Raw genomic sequence first — 15,002 nt, forward strand, 5'->3', positions numbered from 1 at the left:
GCCGTCTGAATTCTCGGATAGATACCCCTCATCCGGCGCTTCGCGCCACCTTCTCCCACAAGGGGAGAAGGGATAGCAGCGTGCCTGTGGTCTCTTCAGCGGCCCTACAACACCACCCGCCGTCCCTCCTCCGCCGCCCAATACCCAGCGTAATTTACCTTGATCGTTTCGTAGGCCAGCGCGAGGTCCGACAGCGGCTGCCGGCCCGTCGCCACGCATTCCATGAAATCCTGGATCTCCTGCAGATAGCCGCGCGTCCATTCCTCCTCGAGGCAGACATATTGCCAGCCGGTTTTGCGATCGACCTTTTCGGTGATGTAGACGCTGGCGAGCTTCTCCTCGCTGGTCTGGTAGCTCATCAGATGATTGTTGGGGGTGATGTTGGCGAACAGCGAGCCGCCGCTGGTGTAGGTCTCGATCAGGTTGCGCACGCCGCCCATGATCATGTCGCCGGAAAACACGGTCGCCTTGGTGCCGTCGGAGAAGGTGGTGGTGAGCGTGCCCCAGTCTTCGACATCGACGGGATTGGCCTTGATGTAGCCGCGCTCCTCGGGCTTGAGAGACGCGGTGACGTTGCCGACGTCGCCGGTGACGCTGGCGACGCGAATGGTCTCGCCGCGCGCCTTGGCCTCGACCTGCTTGAGATAGAGCACGGCCGAGAGCGGATGGCAGCCCATGCGGATCAGCGAGCCGCCGCCGGTCATCGCCCATTGCGCGGCATGGGCCGCGTGCGAGCCGGAATGACTTTCCTCGCCCTTCATGAACAGGATCTTGTCTTTCGTCGCCCTGATGATCTCCGCCGTCTTGGTCACCGCGGGCGCGTAGACCCAGTCCTCGGCGTACATGAAGAGTTTTCCGGTGCGCTCGATCGCGGCGCGGGTCTTGTCCATTTCCTCGATCACGCGCTGGTACATCAGGGCCTTCGGCACGTGCTTGCCGATCGGCTGCGCGTCGCCGTCGCGGCCGAAATAGCCGGCGAACGGCTTTTCGCAGATCACATGCTTGCCGGCCTGCATGGCACCGACGATCATTTCGGCATGAAGATTGGGCGGGGTGCAGATGTCGACGACGTCGATCTCGCCGTCGGCGATCAGCTCTGCAAAGCTGCGATAGACGCGCGGGATATTGTGGTGCTGCGCGAACGGGATGACTTTCTCGCCACGCGCGGCGACCGCCGCGACCTCGACGTCCACGCCATAGACCCGCCGGAACGCATACATGTGCAGCTCCGACACGAAGCCGCAGCCGACGAGTCCCACCCTGATTCCTGCCATCGTGCTCCCCAATGCTTTGGGCAGCACTATAGCGTGCGGTCCGGCCTATTCCACGGAGACTCGCACCACGCCGGCGCTCATCATGCCGAGTGCGCGGGCGGCGGGCACCGAGAGATCGACGATACGGCCGCGGATGAACGGGCCGCGATCGTTGACACGGCATTGGATCGAGCGGCTGCCATAGGACACCCTGAGCACGCTGCCGAACGGGCGCGTGCGGTGGGCGCAGGTGAGTTCGCCGCCTTTACCGGCTTTTCCATAGCCGTAGTAAGAGGCAAGCCCGCTTTCGGCGCGGGCAACGGAAACGACTGAAAATGAAAACATGGCTAGGCAAAACAATAGCGTCGGCTGCGCTCGCACGGCACCGCTCCCGGTTGGCCCGCCCGGCACTGCAAACGACGATTTGTTCCCTGGAGTTCCAAACCTGCGGCGCGCAACGTGCGGCCGTGCCATCACACATTGTTACTTCCGCGAAAGAGCAGTCCACGCCGGCCGGCTCCATCGCAACGCGATTGTGCGCGCAAACACGGAACGCGTTTGCGCGCGGATCATGCTCAAAGCCAGAGCCCGAGGGCTCACCAATAGCGGCGATAATAGTGACGGTGATAAACCCGGTACGGGCGGTAGCCGTAGCCATAGCCGTAATACGGACGATACGGCCGATAATATCGCGGATAGACCGGGGCGTAACCGTAGCCGCCGTAATAGGCCGGCGCATAACCATAGCCGTAGCCCGGATAGCCATAGCCGCCGTAATAAGGACCGCCGTAATAGCCATAACCGCCGCTGGCGATGGCGCCGCCGATGATCGCGCCGGCGGCGAGACCGCCAAGGCCCCAGCCCCAGCCGCCGCCGCGCCAATGCACCTGCGTGACGTCATTGCTGGCTGCGGCCTTCATGGTCGCGACGTTGGTCGGCAGCGGGGCCGCCGCCGCCTGCTGAATTTCGCCGGCGACGACCGCGCCGGCCAGCGCACAGGCAATTGCCGTTCTCCAGATCCTCATCGTCTTACTCCCTGTCTGACTTTGCTTGGAAAAGGATCGCAACGCCATGATCGGGCATCCTTGCGCCAAGTCAAAGTCCGGATTCAAAACCCGGATTTGCGTGCGGCGCACAAGTCCCGCGCATGGCGCGCTGCTGGATAGCCAAGTCGAAAGCATTAAGCTTCCCGCGTTCGCAACCAACAACCTACTTCCCGATTTACTATGCGTACCGTTACTATCGGTTCCAGTGGGCGCGGGACCGCGGGGCTTCTGGCGACAAAAAGCCTCGAATGCCAGAGTTTGGGAGGATGACATGAGTGCCGTCGGTAGTGAACCGCTCGCCCGTCAGGCGTTGGCGTTCGTCCTGGCGGGCGGACGCGGCAGCCGGCTCCTGGAGCTGACTGACCGGCGCGCCAAGCCGGCCGTCTATTTCGGCGGCAAGTCCCGGATCATCGATTTCGCGCTGTCGAACGCCGTCAATTCGGGCATCCGCCGGATCGCGGTCGCGACCCAGTACAAGGCGCACAGCCTGATCCGACACCTTCAGATGGGCTGGAACTTCTTCCGCCCCGAGCGCAACGAGAGCTTCGACATCCTCCCCGCCAGCCAGCGCGTCTCCGAGAACATGTGGTATGTCGGCACGGCAGATGCGGTCTACCAGAATATCGACATCATCGAATCCCACGCCTGCCGCTTCATCGTCGTGCTGGCTGGCGACCATATCTACAAGATGGATTACGAGGTGATGCTGCGCCAGCATGTCGAGAGCGGTGCCGACGTCACGGTCGGCTGCCTCGAGATGCCGCGCGCGGAATCCAGTGGCTTCGGCATCATGCATATCGACGAGAACGGCTGGATCCAGGAGTTCCTGGAGAAGCCGAAAGATCCACCGCCGATGCCCGGCAAGCCGGACGTCTCGCTCGCCAGCATGGGCATCTACGTCTTCAACGCCAGATTCCTGTTCGACCAGCTCAGGCGCGATGCCGAGGATCCGAACTCCAACCACGATTTCGGCAAGGATATCATTCCCTATCTCGTCAAGAACGGCCGCGCGATCGCGCACCAGTTCTCGACCTCCTGCGTCCGCTCCAGCCGCAACAACACCGCCTACTGGCGCGACGTCGGCACCGTCGACGCCTACTGGTCCGCCAACATCGATCTCACCGACGTGGTGCCGGAGCTCGATCTGTTCGACCGCGCCTGGCCGATCTGGTCCTATTCGGAAATCACGCCGCCGGCCAAATTCGTCCATGACGAGGAAAGCCGGCGCGGCCAGGCCGTGAGCTCGCTGGTCTCAGGCGGCTGCATCATCTCGGGCGCCTCGCTGCGGCGCTCGCTGCTGTTCACCGGCGTGCGCATCAACTCCTACGCCAATGTCGAAAACGCGGTGATCATGCCCTATGTGAATGTCGGCCGCGGAGCGCGGCTGAAGAACGTCGTGATCGACCGCGGCGTCGAGATTCCCGAAGGGCTCGTCGTCGGCGAAGACCCCGAATTCGACGCGAAGCGATTCCGCACCACCGAACAGGGCATCTCGCTGATCACCCAGCCGATGATCGACGGGCTCAATAAATGACGCCTGTTCGCGTCCTCGCGGTCGCTTCTGAAGTCTATCCCATCGTCAAGACCGGCGGCCTCGCGGATGTCGCCGGCGCGCTGCCGATCGCGCTGAAGGCGCACGGCGTCGAGATGCGCACCTTGATGCCGGGCTATCCCGACGTGATGCGGCTGGTTTCCGGCGCGGCGGAGCTCCGGACCTGGCCCGATTATTTCGGCGGTCCCGGGCGGCTGCTTGCCGGCTCCCACGAGGGGCTCGATTTGTTCGTGCTCGACGTGCCGCATCTCTATGCGCGGCCCGGCAATCCCTACGTCACCTCCGAGGGCGTCGACTGGCCGGACAACGGCGTGCGCTTTGCGGCGCTGTCCCGTGTCGCCGCCGATATCGGTCACGGCCTCGTTCCGACGTTCGTTCCCGATGTCGTGCACGCCCATGACTGGCAGGCCGGGCTCGCACCCGCCTATCTGCATTATGACCATCGGCCGCGGCCCGCGACCGTGATGACCATCCACAACATGGCCTATCAGGGCAAGTTCGCGCCGGAGCTGATCGGGGCGATCGGCCTGCCCTGGGGCTCGTTCAACGTCAACGAGCTCGAATATTTCGGCGGCATCAGCTTCCTGAAAGCCGGCCTGCAATTCGCCGACCGCATCACCACGGTATCTCCGACCTATGCGCGGGAGATCCAGAGCGACGAAGGCGGCATGGGGTTCGGCGGCCTGTTGCGCGCACGCGCAAGCGTGCTCAGCGGCATCCTCAACGGCATCGACATCTCCGTGTGGAATCCGCAGGACGATCCGCACATCGCCTACCGCTACGGCGCGGAGGACCTCACGTTCCGGGCCGCGAACAAGGCGGTGCTGCAGCAGCAGTTCAACCTCGATTCCTCGGATGAGGCGCCGCTGCTCGGCGTCATCAGCCGGCTGTCGTGGCAGAAGGGTCTCGATCTCCTGCTCGAGGCGATTCCGACCATTTTGCGCGAAGGCATGCAGCTGGCGCTGCTCGGCAGCGGCGACCGTGATCTCCAGGACCGCTATCAGGCAGCCGCCCGCGCCAATCCCGGCCGGATCGGCGTCGTGATCGGCTATGACGAGATCTTGGCGCACCTGCTCCAGGCCGGATCGGACGCGCTGATCGTGCCTTCGCGCTTCGAGCCCTGCGGCCTGACCCAGCTCTGCGCGCTGCGCTATGGCGCCGTCCCGATCGTCTCACGCGTCGGCGGGCTCGAGGACACCATCCTCGATATCGGCGAGGCCGACGCCTCCGGCCGCGATGCCACCGGTTTCAAGTTCGCACCCGTGACGGCGGAGGCCCTCGCCGGCAGCTTGCGCAAGGCCAACACCGCCTTCCACGACAAGCCGATCTGGCGCCGGCTGCAGCGAAACGGCCTTGCGACCGACGTCTCCTGGCGTGGCCGCGCTGGCGAATATGCCGCGCTGTATCGTGATCTCATGACTTCCCGCGCCTGAAGCATGACCGTCCTCGAATCCATGTTATAGAGCCGGCATGGACCCCTTCGTCATCAAGCTGATCGGCTTTGCCGCCGCTACCTGCACCACCGTGGCCTACGCGCCGCAAGCCATCAAGGTGTGGAAGACCCGCTCCACCGGAGACATCTCGCTCGGCATGTTCCTGGTCATGGTGCTGGGCCTGGTGCTCTGGCTGATCTACGGCCTGCTCTCCGGCGACGCCCCGCTCGTCGCCGCCAACGCCATCACCATCGTGCTCGCCGGATGCATTCTGGTGATGAAGCTGCGATACGGGTGAATGTCCCTCTCCCCTTGTGTGCGAGGGTGGCTCGCCGCGTAGCGGCGAGACGGGTGAGGGGTCTCTCTCCGCACATGAACCTCTCGCATTTGAGTTCGCTGAAGCAACCCCTCATCCGGCGCTTCGCGCCACCTTCTCCCACAAGGGGAGAAGGAGGAATCAATCATCCAAACACATAGGACGCCATCGCGACGCTCGCGACTTCGTCGACGAAGACGCGCCGGCCGACGTCGCGGCCGGCGGCGCCAGCGGCCACCATCAGCGGCAGCAGATGGTCTTCGCGCGGATGCGCCAGGCGCGCGCTGGGTGCATTCTCCCAATCCACCAGCATCGCGTTGCGGCGGGCCGGATCCGGATTGCTGATCGCCTCGTTCAGATAGGCCTCGAAATCGTAGGAGACGGGCTTGGACTCCGGCCGGTTGAAGCCGCGCATGTTGTGATAGGTCAGCCCGCTGCCGATGATCAGGATGCCTTCGTCGCGCAGCGATGCGATCGCCTCGCCGACCTTGACGTGCTCGGCCGGATCGTAAGCCGACTTCAGCGAAAGCAGCACGATCGGCATGTCGGCATCGGGATACATCAGCCCGAGCGGCACGAAGGTGCCGTGATCGAAACCCTGATTGGGATCTTCGCGGCAATCGAGACCCGCGTGCGTCAGCAGCGCCTTCACTTGCGCGGCAAGCTCCGGCCTGCCCGGCGCCGGATATTTGATGTGGTAGGTATGCTCGGGGAAACCGTAATAATCGTACACCATCGGCGGATGCGCCGAGGTCGATACGGTGAAGGCGTCGGCCTCCCAATGGCCGGTGATGACGAGCACGGCCTTTGGCCGCGCGGGAAGCAGTTGCGGCAGCCGGCCGAACTCCTGGGCGGTCTTGGCATATTGCACCCGCCTGTCCTCCATGAACGGCCAGGGGCCGCCACCATGCGACAGAAACAGGGTCGGAATTCGCGTCATGGGGCTCGTCTCAATGGCAACAGGCGCGTGCCAGTGCCCGCGCGACCGGCGGCGAGCATAGGCAAACCGGCATGGTTAGCAAGCCGTTAACGATTTGCCGCCCAAAATCCTGATGTGGCCGAAGCAGTCGGCCTGAAGACAAGTGAGACGTGAGATGAAGAAGTTTGCGCTGGGGGACGTCGTCAACAGTGACAAGGGCCGCCGCGGCATCGTGCGCGCCGCCTTCAAGTCGCGGGACGGCCAGCAGTTCTACGCCGTCGAGAAGGACGGCGCGATGGACTATCTCGAGGAAGACCGGCTCACGCCGGCTCCCCGCGTCGAGCTCGCGGCTTAAAGCCCACTCCATTCTATGGCGCTAGCGCGCGAGCCGGTCGAGACGCTCCGCGAATGGATCGTCGCCGCTCGCGATGCGATCGTTCGTGATCAGCAGCAGGCGATCGCGGCCCGCCGCAGCGTCCCAATGCGGCAGATCGAGGCCGTTGGGATCGCCGCTCCTGGCGAAGTTGATCCAATAGGATCGCATGCGCCTCGCAACCTCGCGATCACCGCGCGAGAAGATGCCCGCCCCGGGTACGCCTTCCGCACCGAAGATGAATTGCAGCTCCCGCCCGTGCCCGCCCTCGGGACTGGCGCGCCGGGCTTCCGGCACATAGGCGAAGCGATAGCGAAAGGTTGCCGTGCCGCTTGCGGCATGCAGGCGGGTCAGCAGTCTTGCCGGCTCGGAAAAGACCTTGTCGGTATAGAACCTTGCCGCAAGGTCTGAGGACCTGACGATCTCGGGATAGAGCTTGCGCAGCTCATCGCTCGGGATACCTGACGCTGCAACCTCCTCCTTGGTATCGAACTCGCTGTCGAAGCCGGTCTCGTCGTCGTTGGAGCCGATGATCAGGGGAATGCGGCTTTGATGTCCGGCCGCAAAGCCGGCTGCAATGTCCTCGGTCACCAGGCTTCCATCCCTCATCGGCGCGAAGCTGCGCCGCGACGTCTCCAAGAGACGATTTTGAGAGGCCAGCAGGCGACGCGGCTCTGCGGCGCGCACATCCGCCTGCGGTCCCAGCGCCGCCACGAACTGCCGGCCGATCGCCTCCGCATCCTGCACCGAGCGCAGCCGCGCGCGCGCGGGGAGTGATTGCAGGATGGCTTTCTGGAACAGACCACGCGCTTGCGCGGACAGCATCAGAAGCGCGATCGACGTCGCGCCTGCGTCGCTGCCGAACAAGGTGACGTTATTAGGATCGCCGCCGAAGGCCGCGATGTTGTCGCGAACCCAATGCAGCACCGCGATCTGGTCCATCAGGCCATAGTTGCCGGAGCCGCCTTCCGACAGCGCGGGATCTGCCAACCAGCCGAGTGCGCCGAGGCGATAATTGGCGGTCACGACGATGAGGCCGGCCTGCGCCAGCCTCGCCCCATCGAACAGATGCTCATTGGCCGTGCCGCCGACAAAGCCGCCGCCATGAATGAACATCATCACCGGCAGCGGACCGTCGACCCCGAAGGGACGGAACACGTTCAGCGTGAGACAATCCTCGCTCGCATCACGCAGCGCCGGTTGAAGGCACGGCGCGCCATAAGCGTAGGCGGTGTGCATCTCCGAGCTTTCGGGTGTCGGCTGCGGCGGACGCCAGCGCAGCGCGCCGACCGGCGGGGCCGCATAGGACAGTCCTTTGAACGATGCCACTTCGCCTTCGACGGCGCCGAGCATCTGTCCTTCACGCGTCAGTGCGAACGGAAACTGTCCGACCGGCTGAGCCACGGCCGAGCCGGCGAGCAAAAGAAATGCGGAAGCCGCAATGAGCGCAAGCAGGGATCGCATCTCGGGATCTCGATGCGCGGACAGGTTCCCGTGAGGTTATGTCCGCGGCGCGCCAGGAGGCAAGCCTCGCGGCGGCTCACTGATCGCGTTTTGCGAGAATCTCCGCCAGCGCGTGCCGCGCGACGATGCCGAGCTCACCGAGCGTGGCGTGGCCGGCCTGCGCGGCCTCGATCAGGCGCTCGGCGATGAACCTGCGACTGTCGTGATCGCCGCCATGCGGCAATTGCCGGCATGTCTCCTCCAGGACGACGTCCATGTTCGCTTTGGTCCGCTCACTCAACTCTGGCATGACGCTCGGTCGCTACGCGTGGCTTGTAACCGCAAGCATACACAGGCGGATCGGGCATGATTATCCGGGTAATCACGGCCATTGTGCATCGCGATGCGTGTAGCGCCGCGACATTCACGTGGCCACGATGCCGCCGCAAACGACCACCGAAGATTGCACTTGCTCTGATGACAAGCTGAACCTGCAGCGATAGCCTGCCGGCAAAACGAAACATACGGGAGGAATGCGATGTCTGACGCAATGGTTGCTACTCGTGCCACCGAGAAACGCGGAACCGCTCAGCAGGTCGATGTCGCCGTGGTCGGCGCCGGATTTGCTGGCCTCTATCTGCTGCATCGCCTGCGCAAGGCCGGTTTCTCGACCGTCGGCCTCGACGAGGCCGGTGACGTCGGCGGCACCTGGTATTGGAACCGCTACCCCGGCGCGCGCTGCGACATCCAGACCATCGATTACAGTTACACCTTCGATCCTGAGCTCGAGACCGCCTGGACCTGGTCGGAGAAATACGCGACCCAACCCGAAATCCTGCGCTATCTCGGCTTCATCGCCGACCGCTACGATCTCAGGCGCGACATCCGCTTCAAGACCAAGGTCACCGAAGCCAAATGGGACGAGCAGGCCGAGCGCTGGCTCATCACCACCGACAATGGCGAACCGGTTTCCTGCCGCCATTACATCATGGCCACCGGCTGCCTCTCGGCGCCGAAGCCGCCGGAGATCGACGGCGTCAAGGATTTCAAGGGCGAGGTCTATTTCACCGGACGCTGGCCGCATGACGGCGTCAATCTCGCGGGCAAGCGCGTCGCGGTGATCGGCACCGGCTCGTCGGCCATCCAGTCGATCCCACTGATCGCCGAGCAGGCAGCGCATCTGACCGTGTTCCAGCGCACGCCGAACTTCGCACTGCCGGCGCATAACGGCCCGGCGCCGTCGGACCGCAAGACCTTCTTTGAAAGCGATCGCGCGGCCTATCGCGAGCAGGCGCGCCAGTCGATGGCCGGCGTGCCCTATCCGCAGCAAACGGTCGTGAGCTGGCAGCTCAGTGACGCCGAACGTCGCGAGCGGTTCGAACGGGCCTGGGCGGCGGGCGACCTCGTCCACATCCTGACCCAGCTCTGGGCCGATCAGGCCGTCGACGTCGACGGCAACAAGATCGTCCAGGACCTCATCCGCGAGAAGATCCGCGCGGCCGTGAAGGATCCCGAAACGGCGGCTGCGCTGATGCCGGATGACCATCCCTTCGGCGCCAAGCGCCCCTGCCTGGAGACCAACTACTACGCGACCTACAACCGGCCGAACGTCACCCTGGTCAATCTACGCCAGGAGCCGATTAAGGCGATCACCGCCGGCGGCATCACGACGGCCAAGCGCAATTTCGACGTCGATGTCATCGTGTTCGCGACCGGGTTCGATGCCATGACCGGCGCGATCCGCGCCGTGCATCCGATCACCGGGCGCGGCGGCAAATCGCTCACCGACGTCTGGGCGCAGGGACCGCAGAGCTATCTCGGGCTCACGGTGGAAGGCTTCCCGAACTTCTTCATGATCACCGGGCCAGGCAGCCCGTCGGTACTGTCGAACATGGCGGTGTCGATCGAGCAGCATGTCGACTGGGTGGTCGACCGCTTGGCTGCGCTGCGCGATGCCGGCTTCACCACGATGGAGCCGACAGAGACGGCGCAGGCCGGCTGGAACAGGCACATGGCCGACTGCTCGATGCTGACGCTGCACCGGCTCGCCAACACCTGGTACACGGGCGCCAATGTGCCCGGCAAGGTGCAGGGCCTGATGCCCTATACCGGCGGCGTCGGCCCCTATCGCAGCATCTGCGACGAGGTGGTCAGCCGCGGCATGCTCGGTTTCAAGCTCACCGGTCCCGGAGGCGCCGCGCAATGCAATGACGGCGAGGTGGTGCGCCTGCAGCCGGACGTGCGGCTGGTGCTGGGCCTGCTCGCGACACTGAACCTGCCGCCGATCGAGTCGATGGGCGCGGAAGGCGCGCGCGCCTTCGTCAACGAGTTCAACAAGGGCCGGCCCGCGGGGCGGCCGATCGGCGACATCGTCGATGGCACCCTGCCCGTCACGGGCGGCGCGTTGCCTTACCGCGTCTACAAGCCGGCCTCGCCGGGACCGCATAAGGTCGTGGTCTACTTCCACGGCGGCGGCTGGGTGCTCGGCGACGAGCAATCGGACGAGCCGTTCTGCCGCGACATGGTGCGGCGGACCGGCATGATGTTCGCCAGCGTCGGCTATCGGCACGCGCCGGAGCATCGCTTCCCGACCGCGGCCGAAGACGGCTATGCCGCAACGCGCTGGATCGCCGAGCACGCCGAGCAGCTCGGTGGCAGCCCGGGCCCGGTGCTGGTCGCGGGGTGGAGCGCCGGCGGCAACGTCGCCGCCGTCACCTGCCAGCTCGCCCGCGATCGCGGCGGGCCCGAGATCGCCGGCCAGCTGCTGATCTGCCCGGTCACCGATTGCACCTTCGATCGACCCTCCTACAACGACAATGCGGTCGGCTACTTCCTGACGCGCTCGTTGATGTACTGGTTCTGGGACCTCTATTGCTCGCCCGCCGACCGCAGCGATCCGCGGGTCTCGCCGCTGCGCGGCAAGGTCGCCGGACTGCCGCCGGCCTTCGTGGCGACCTGCGAATTCGATCCGCTGCGCGACGAAGGCATCGCCTATGCCGAGGCGATGTCGGCCGCAGGCGTCCCGGTCGAGCAGTTGAAGGCGCACGGCCATTTCCACTCGTCCTTCACCATGGTCGACGTGGTGATCACCGGCGTGCCGGGCCGGGTGCAGATGGCGGAAGCCTTGCGGCGCTATGCCGGGCTGCCGCCCGAGGTCAGTCGCGACGAGCCTGGCCCTGGCTTCAAGATCGCGGCGGCGGCGAGCTGATTGCGACAAGGCGGCCGGGAACCTTTGTCCGGCTGCTGCGTTGGGTCGCCGTGGCATTGAGATGCAGCGACAGGTGTAGGCCCCGGCCCGCGAACTTGCGTGCTGGGGCATTTTTTGCGTGAGGCGAGACGATGGGGGACGTTGTCGGAGAGTCCAAGGTCGATTTCGGTGCGCCTGCGGTTTTGTACAAATGGCCTTCCCTGGCAAATCAGCGCCGGGAGGATAGTGCGCCCTATCAGGTGATCGAGGGCACGCTGGACGAATGCATTTCTGCTTTCACGGCAAAGCCGGCGACGACCCGGCATCTCTATGAGATCCGCACGGCAGCGCAACCGCCGCTGGTGACCGAAGTCCTCTCGCCCGAACACATCATCGAGCTGTCGCGCTGGAGAGAGTTTCTCTGACACTTCACGGGATCGCGGAGGAACCTTCTGCTGGTTTTTCCCGTTAACGCGGATCGGAAGCCAAGTCCGGAAGCCAAGTCGCGAGTGCCCTGAGGATGCTTGAAGCTGGCGTATCGTCCCCCGTCGTGCCCTATGGCGCAGACCAGACCTTGTTCGTGGTGATCGATCGCCGCGACGAGGCGACCGAAATTCGCATCGAACGCAACGATCTCGAAGCGACCATCGGCGAGCTCGTCGCCGGCTGCTTCAACGATCCCATCAAGGTGATCTCGTTCAACACGCTCGAGCATTGGATGAAGGACATCTCGACCGACGTCGCCGGCGAGATCCGCGCGCGCTGCGACATCGACGGAATAGAGCTGCCGGACTATCTCAGCGACTTCGTCGAAAGCCATTCATAGAAAGAATTCATAGAAGGCCATTCGTGGATAGTCCGGCGCGCTAGAAGTGCCGCGCTGTTTGCGCCGGCAACAAAAAAGCGCCGCTTCCGCGGCGCTTTTCGTGTGACACCCACTTAGTGGTGCCAGAACAATGCCAGCAGCAGAACGATCGGCAGCGGCACGCCAAGCAACCAAAGCAAAGCACCTCGTCCAAAACCCATGATGTCCTCCTCTTCTCTCCTGCCCAGATGACGCAGGAGGCGCGAAGAAGTTCCCCGGTTCGCGGGGAGGACGAATGCGTTCAGAGCATGGTTTGCTGGAGCTAAGCGCGCCGGTACTTGCCGGCGATGACGTCGATCTCGCGGCGGCGTTCGTCGGCAAAGGCCAGGAGCTTTTCGATCGTCAGCGTATCCGTGATCCGTTTGGCGAGCCGCTCGGCGCGCGCGGCCTGATCTTCGAGATACTGGATCGTGTTCAAGCGTCCGACTCCCCAACAGCCCCAAATTGTCCGGACACTCATGGTGCTTGAGAAGCCGCTAACAGCCGGTTAAGCGCGCCGCGTTGTCTTGACGAGCGCGCTATTGCACGACCTCGAGGCGGACGTTGGTGATGCCCTTGTCGACCATGCCGAGCGCCTCGGCCGCGGACGGCGAGATGTCGACCACGCGCCCGCGAACATAGGGCCCGCGATCGTTGACCCTGACCGTGACGAAACGGCCGGAGTTGGTATCGGTGACGCGGAGCTTGGTGCCGAACGGCAGGCTGGGATGCGCCGCGGTCAACTCGTTCTTGTCGAACCGCTCGCCGCTCGCGGTCTCCGTATCGGAATAGAAGCTGGCGAGGCCATGCGACGCGGTCTGCTTGGCGTTACCGTCGGGGACGCGCGCCCGGCTGATCGGGCGCGGATGCAGCGCCGCCACGCGGTGCGGCCGCTCGACCGCGGCCTGCCTGTTGGCGCCGGCGAGATCGGCCTTCTGGCGGCCGACCGGCGATTGCGCGCAGGCCGCAAGCGAGGCGGCGCCGGCAATGGCCAGCAGCAGCCGGCACGAGATTGCGAAGGAAATCCGGGCAGTTTCGGCACGTGCAATGCAAGACATGGTACGCCCCTCCGAACGGGAGCGATTTTCGGTGGGCAATGAGGGCAGAACCTTGTCGGAACAAAAGCAGGCGTAGGGCCGCCGCCGTTTCGCGCCAGCTGTGACGATTCCACCACAGTGACGCGTCCTGAATCGGGACAGATTCGCCGGGAATCAGCGCGATACGATGCGCCAGATGATGATGGGCCGCGTGTCCGGCCGGCTCTCGGCCGGCTCCGCATCACCCTTCAGGAGCTGCGCGAACTCACGCCAATAGAGTCGTCGCCAGGTCGTCTTCAAGCTGGCGAGAAAATCGAGCTCTCGTTGCGTCAGCGTGCACATCGCGCCTCAGGCCACAAGGCCTCCCATCGGTTTGACGTCCGCGCTGCCGGGGAAGACCATATCCGCCAGCACCTTCTCCTCGACGCGCAGATGATCTCTGAGCAGGCCTTTCAGCACGGCGCGCAGATCGGTAGTCGGCTTGAGGTCGCGGTCTTCGAACAGCTGCGCCGGCTTCAGGCCCGGCCAGTCCGCGATCACGCGGCCGCCCGCGAGCCCGCCGCCGATCAGGAACGCGACCGTGCCCGTGCCATGATCTGTGCCCTGCGTGCCGTTGATGCGCGCGGTGCGCCCGAACTCGGTGACGACGGCGACCACAGTCTCCTTCCATGCCTCGCCCATGTTGGTCTCAATCGCGGCGAACGCGCCATCGAGTGCACCGAGCAGATTGTAGAGCTGGCCCGAGGCCGCCCCTTCCGCGATGTGGGTGTCCCAGCCGACGAAGCCCATGGCGCCGACGCGCGGACCGTCCTGCTTGGCGAGGTAGCGCGCGGCGGTGCCGGCCGCTTCCGCAAAATAAGCGCGCACGCGCGCGATGCCCGGTGGCGCCAGCGTCGGATCGTCCGACATCGCTTCGCCTGCGCCCGGTGCCCCGCCGAGCGAAGCGAGCTTCATGCGTGCCTGCAGCACGGTGGCGAGCTTCGGGTCGGTGTGCCGGTAGAGATCGAGCAGGCGGCTCTGGGTGTCCTCGCTCGCCGGCAAGAGCTTTTGCGGCACCCATGTCATCACAGGCGCGGAGCCGCGCACCACCAGCGGCGTCACCGAACCGATGCCGAGCGCGCGGCTGCCGCGCGGATCGACGCGGCCGCCCCCTTCCAGGGCAAGCAGCGCGCGGTTGAGCCAGCCCGAGGCGGTTGCGCCCGGCTTGGTGAAGCCGCTCTCCAGCACGTCCTGGCCGTCGAAATGCGAGCGCTCGCGATAGGGCGTCGCGGTGGCATGGACGATCGCGGCCTTGCCGCTCTTGTAGAGCCGGTGCAGGTTCGGCATCGCCGGATTGAGCGCGAAGAAGGAATCCAGCGGCAGCGCCGGCGGCTTGCCGTCCAGCACCAGCGCGCGGTCGCCGCGCAGCGAGATCCAGTCGGGATCGCCGACCGGCGCGACCGCACCGAGGCCATCGAGCGCACCGCGCAGGACGATGACGAGCAGCCGCGGATCGCGTCCTTCGGCGCGCGCGATCCTGGGCATCTGGCTCCAGGCGAACAGCGCACCGGAGCCGGCCAGAAGTTCGCGCCGCGTCGGCAGGTGATTGACGATGCCCAT

The 15,002-nt window shown here is 65.0% G+C and carries 17 protein-coding genes; 7 read left to right on the forward strand and 10 right to left on the reverse strand.

Annotated elements, in window-relative coordinates; genetic code table 11:
- Positions 1-104: 104 nt before the first annotated feature.
- The 3 genes from XH83_RS27655 to XH83_RS27665 all read right to left on the reverse strand — a co-directional run bounded on the left by XH83_RS27655 (position 105) and on the right by XH83_RS27665 (position 2,278).
- The gene (locus tag XH83_RS27655) at positions 105-1,274 is read right to left on the reverse strand and encodes a Gfo/Idh/MocA family protein (RefSeq protein WP_194403798.1); all 1,170 of its coding nucleotides are present in this window, start codon (positions 1,272-1,274) and stop codon (positions 105-107) included.
- 45 nt (positions 1,275-1,319) lie between these two features.
- Positions 1,320-1,634 (reverse strand): septal ring lytic transglycosylase RlpA family protein, encoded by a 315-nt coding sequence (locus tag XH83_RS27660; protein WP_194403799.1) that lies wholly within the window; start codon positions 1,632-1,634, stop codon positions 1,320-1,322.
- Between the two features lie 215 nt (positions 1,635-1,849).
- The gene (locus XH83_RS27665) at positions 1,850-2,278 is read right to left on the reverse strand and encodes a hypothetical protein (protein ID WP_194403800.1); all 429 of its coding nucleotides are present in this window, start codon (positions 2,276-2,278) and stop codon (positions 1,850-1,852) included.
- A gap of 292 nt (positions 2,279-2,570) precedes the next feature.
- Here XH83_RS27665 and glgC point away from each other — a divergent pair, with 292 nt between their 5' ends.
- The 3 genes from glgC to XH83_RS27680 are packed head-to-tail and all read left to right on the forward strand — an operon-like array spanning position 2,571 to position 5,582.
- Positions 2,571-3,833, forward strand: a complete 1,263-nt coding sequence (gene glgC / locus XH83_RS27670) for a glucose-1-phosphate adenylyltransferase (protein WP_194403801.1) — start codon at positions 2,571-2,573, stop codon at positions 3,831-3,833.
- Positions 3,830-5,284, forward strand: a complete 1,455-nt coding sequence (gene glgA, locus XH83_RS27675) for a glycogen synthase GlgA (protein WP_194403802.1) — start codon at positions 3,830-3,832, stop codon at positions 5,282-5,284. Before glgC ends, glgA begins: the two co-directional genes overlap by 4 nt.
- A gap of 37 nt (positions 5,285-5,321) precedes the next feature.
- Entirely contained in the window at positions 5,322-5,582 is a 261-nt protein-coding gene (locus tag XH83_RS27680; RefSeq protein ID WP_194403803.1) for a SemiSWEET transporter, read from the forward strand.
- Positions 5,583-5,745: 163 nt separating this feature from the next.
- On the opposite strand, the gene XH83_RS27685 is transcribed toward XH83_RS27680, so the two are convergent.
- Complete coding sequence (locus XH83_RS27685) at positions 5,746-6,540, reverse strand: class III extradiol ring-cleavage dioxygenase (protein ID WP_194403804.1); 795 nt, start codon at positions 6,538-6,540, stop codon at positions 5,746-5,748.
- Positions 6,541-6,694: 154 nt separating this feature from the next.
- Here XH83_RS27685 and XH83_RS27690 point away from each other — a divergent pair, with 154 nt between their 5' ends.
- On the forward strand, positions 6,695-6,874 hold the full coding sequence (locus XH83_RS27690; RefSeq protein ID WP_194403805.1) for a hypothetical protein: 180 nt from the start codon (positions 6,695-6,697) through the stop codon (positions 6,872-6,874).
- Between the two features lie 21 nt (positions 6,875-6,895).
- On the opposite strand, the gene XH83_RS27695 is transcribed toward XH83_RS27690, so the two are convergent.
- Positions 6,896-8,356, reverse strand: coding sequence for a carboxylesterase/lipase family protein (locus XH83_RS27695; RefSeq protein WP_194403806.1), 1,461 nt, complete (start codon positions 8,354-8,356; stop codon positions 6,896-6,898).
- Positions 8,357-8,432: 76 nt separating this feature from the next.
- Positions 8,433-8,645, reverse strand: coding sequence for a hypothetical protein (locus XH83_RS27700; protein WP_194403807.1), 213 nt, complete (start codon positions 8,643-8,645; stop codon positions 8,433-8,435).
- A gap of 228 nt (positions 8,646-8,873) precedes the next feature.
- On the opposite strand from XH83_RS27700, the gene XH83_RS27705 reads away from it, so the two are divergent.
- The 3 genes from XH83_RS27705 to XH83_RS27715 all read left to right on the forward strand — a co-directional run bounded on the left by XH83_RS27705 (position 8,874) and on the right by XH83_RS27715 (position 12,348).
- Positions 8,874-11,543, forward strand: coding sequence for an alpha/beta hydrolase fold domain-containing protein (locus XH83_RS27705; RefSeq protein WP_194403808.1), 2,670 nt, complete (start codon positions 8,874-8,876; stop codon positions 11,541-11,543).
- A 131-nt stretch (positions 11,544-11,674) separates the two neighbouring features.
- Positions 11,675-11,947, forward strand: a complete 273-nt coding sequence (locus tag XH83_RS27710; RefSeq protein WP_194403809.1) for a hypothetical protein — start codon at positions 11,675-11,677, stop codon at positions 11,945-11,947.
- 95 nt (positions 11,948-12,042) lie between these two features.
- Complete coding sequence (locus XH83_RS27715; RefSeq protein WP_194403810.1) at positions 12,043-12,348, forward strand: hypothetical protein; 306 nt, start codon at positions 12,043-12,045, stop codon at positions 12,346-12,348.
- Between the two features lie 301 nt (positions 12,349-12,649).
- Here XH83_RS27715 and XH83_RS27720 read toward each other — a convergent pair whose 3' ends face one another.
- From XH83_RS27720 to XH83_RS27735, 4 genes are all read right to left on the reverse strand, one after another.
- A complete protein-coding gene (locus XH83_RS27720) occupies positions 12,650-12,805 on the reverse strand; it encodes a hypothetical protein (RefSeq protein ID WP_167771231.1) in 156 nt (51 codons plus the stop codon).
- Between the two features lie 100 nt (positions 12,806-12,905).
- Positions 12,906-13,424, reverse strand: coding sequence for a septal ring lytic transglycosylase RlpA family protein (locus XH83_RS27725; RefSeq protein ID WP_194403811.1), 519 nt, complete (start codon positions 13,422-13,424; stop codon positions 12,906-12,908).
- A gap of 153 nt (positions 13,425-13,577) precedes the next feature.
- Positions 13,578-13,745, reverse strand: coding sequence for a hypothetical protein (locus XH83_RS27730; RefSeq protein ID WP_194403812.1), 168 nt, complete (start codon positions 13,743-13,745; stop codon positions 13,578-13,580).
- Between the two features lie 6 nt (positions 13,746-13,751).
- A complete protein-coding gene (locus tag XH83_RS27735) occupies positions 13,752-15,002 on the reverse strand; it encodes a DUF1501 domain-containing protein (RefSeq protein ID WP_194403813.1) in 1,251 nt (416 codons plus the stop codon).

Origin of the sequence: Bradyrhizobium sp. CCBAU 53351 (genome assembly GCF_015291745.1) — a bacterium.
Taxonomy (GTDB): Bacteria; Pseudomonadota; Alphaproteobacteria; order Rhizobiales; family Xanthobacteraceae; genus Bradyrhizobium.

Bases quoted from the DNA above. Each gene is read 5' to 3' on its own strand.
- XH83_RS27665 (WP_194403800.1), bottom strand. From the start codon at position 2,278: ATGAGGATCTGGAGAACGGCAATTGCCTGTGCGCTGGCCGGCGCGGTC.
- XH83_RS27695 (WP_194403806.1), bottom strand. From the start codon at position 8,356: ATGCGATCCCTGCTTGCGCTCATTGCGGCTTCCGCATTTCTTTTGCTC.
- glgA (WP_194403802.1), top strand. From the start codon at position 3,830: ATGACGCCTGTTCGCGTCCTCGCGGTCGCTTCTGAAGTCTATCCCATC.
- XH83_RS27725 (WP_194403811.1), bottom strand. From the start codon at position 13,424: ATGTCTTGCATTGCACGTGCCGAAACTGCCCGGATTTCCTTCGCAATC.
- XH83_RS27655 (WP_194403798.1), bottom strand. From the start codon at position 1,274: ATGGCAGGAATCAGGGTGGGACTCGTCGGCTGCGGCTTCGTGTCGGAG.
- XH83_RS27690 (WP_194403805.1), top strand. From the start codon at position 6,695: ATGAAGAAGTTTGCGCTGGGGGACGTCGTCAACAGTGACAAGGGCCGC.
- XH83_RS27710 (WP_194403809.1), top strand. From the start codon at position 11,675: ATGGGGGACGTTGTCGGAGAGTCCAAGGTCGATTTCGGTGCGCCTGCG.
- XH83_RS27715 (WP_194403810.1), top strand. From the start codon at position 12,043: ATGCTTGAAGCTGGCGTATCGTCCCCCGTCGTGCCCTATGGCGCAGAC.
- XH83_RS27685 (WP_194403804.1), bottom strand. From the start codon at position 6,540: ATGACGCGAATTCCGACCCTGTTTCTGTCGCATGGTGGCGGCCCCTGG.
- XH83_RS27680 (WP_194403803.1), top strand. From the start codon at position 5,322: ATGGACCCCTTCGTCATCAAGCTGATCGGCTTTGCCGCCGCTACCTGC.
- XH83_RS27735 (WP_194403813.1), bottom strand. From the start codon at position 15,002: ATGGGCATCGTCAATCACCTGCCGACGCGGCGCGAACTTCTGGCCGGC.
- XH83_RS27730 (WP_194403812.1), bottom strand. From the start codon at position 13,745: ATGTGCACGCTGACGCAACGAGAGCTCGATTTTCTCGCCAGCTTGAAG.
- glgC (WP_194403801.1), top strand. From the start codon at position 2,571: ATGAGTGCCGTCGGTAGTGAACCGCTCGCCCGTCAGGCGTTGGCGTTC.
- XH83_RS27700 (WP_194403807.1), bottom strand. From the start codon at position 8,645: ATGCCAGAGTTGAGTGAGCGGACCAAAGCGAACATGGACGTCGTCCTG.
- XH83_RS27705 (WP_194403808.1), top strand. From the start codon at position 8,874: ATGTCTGACGCAATGGTTGCTACTCGTGCCACCGAGAAACGCGGAACC.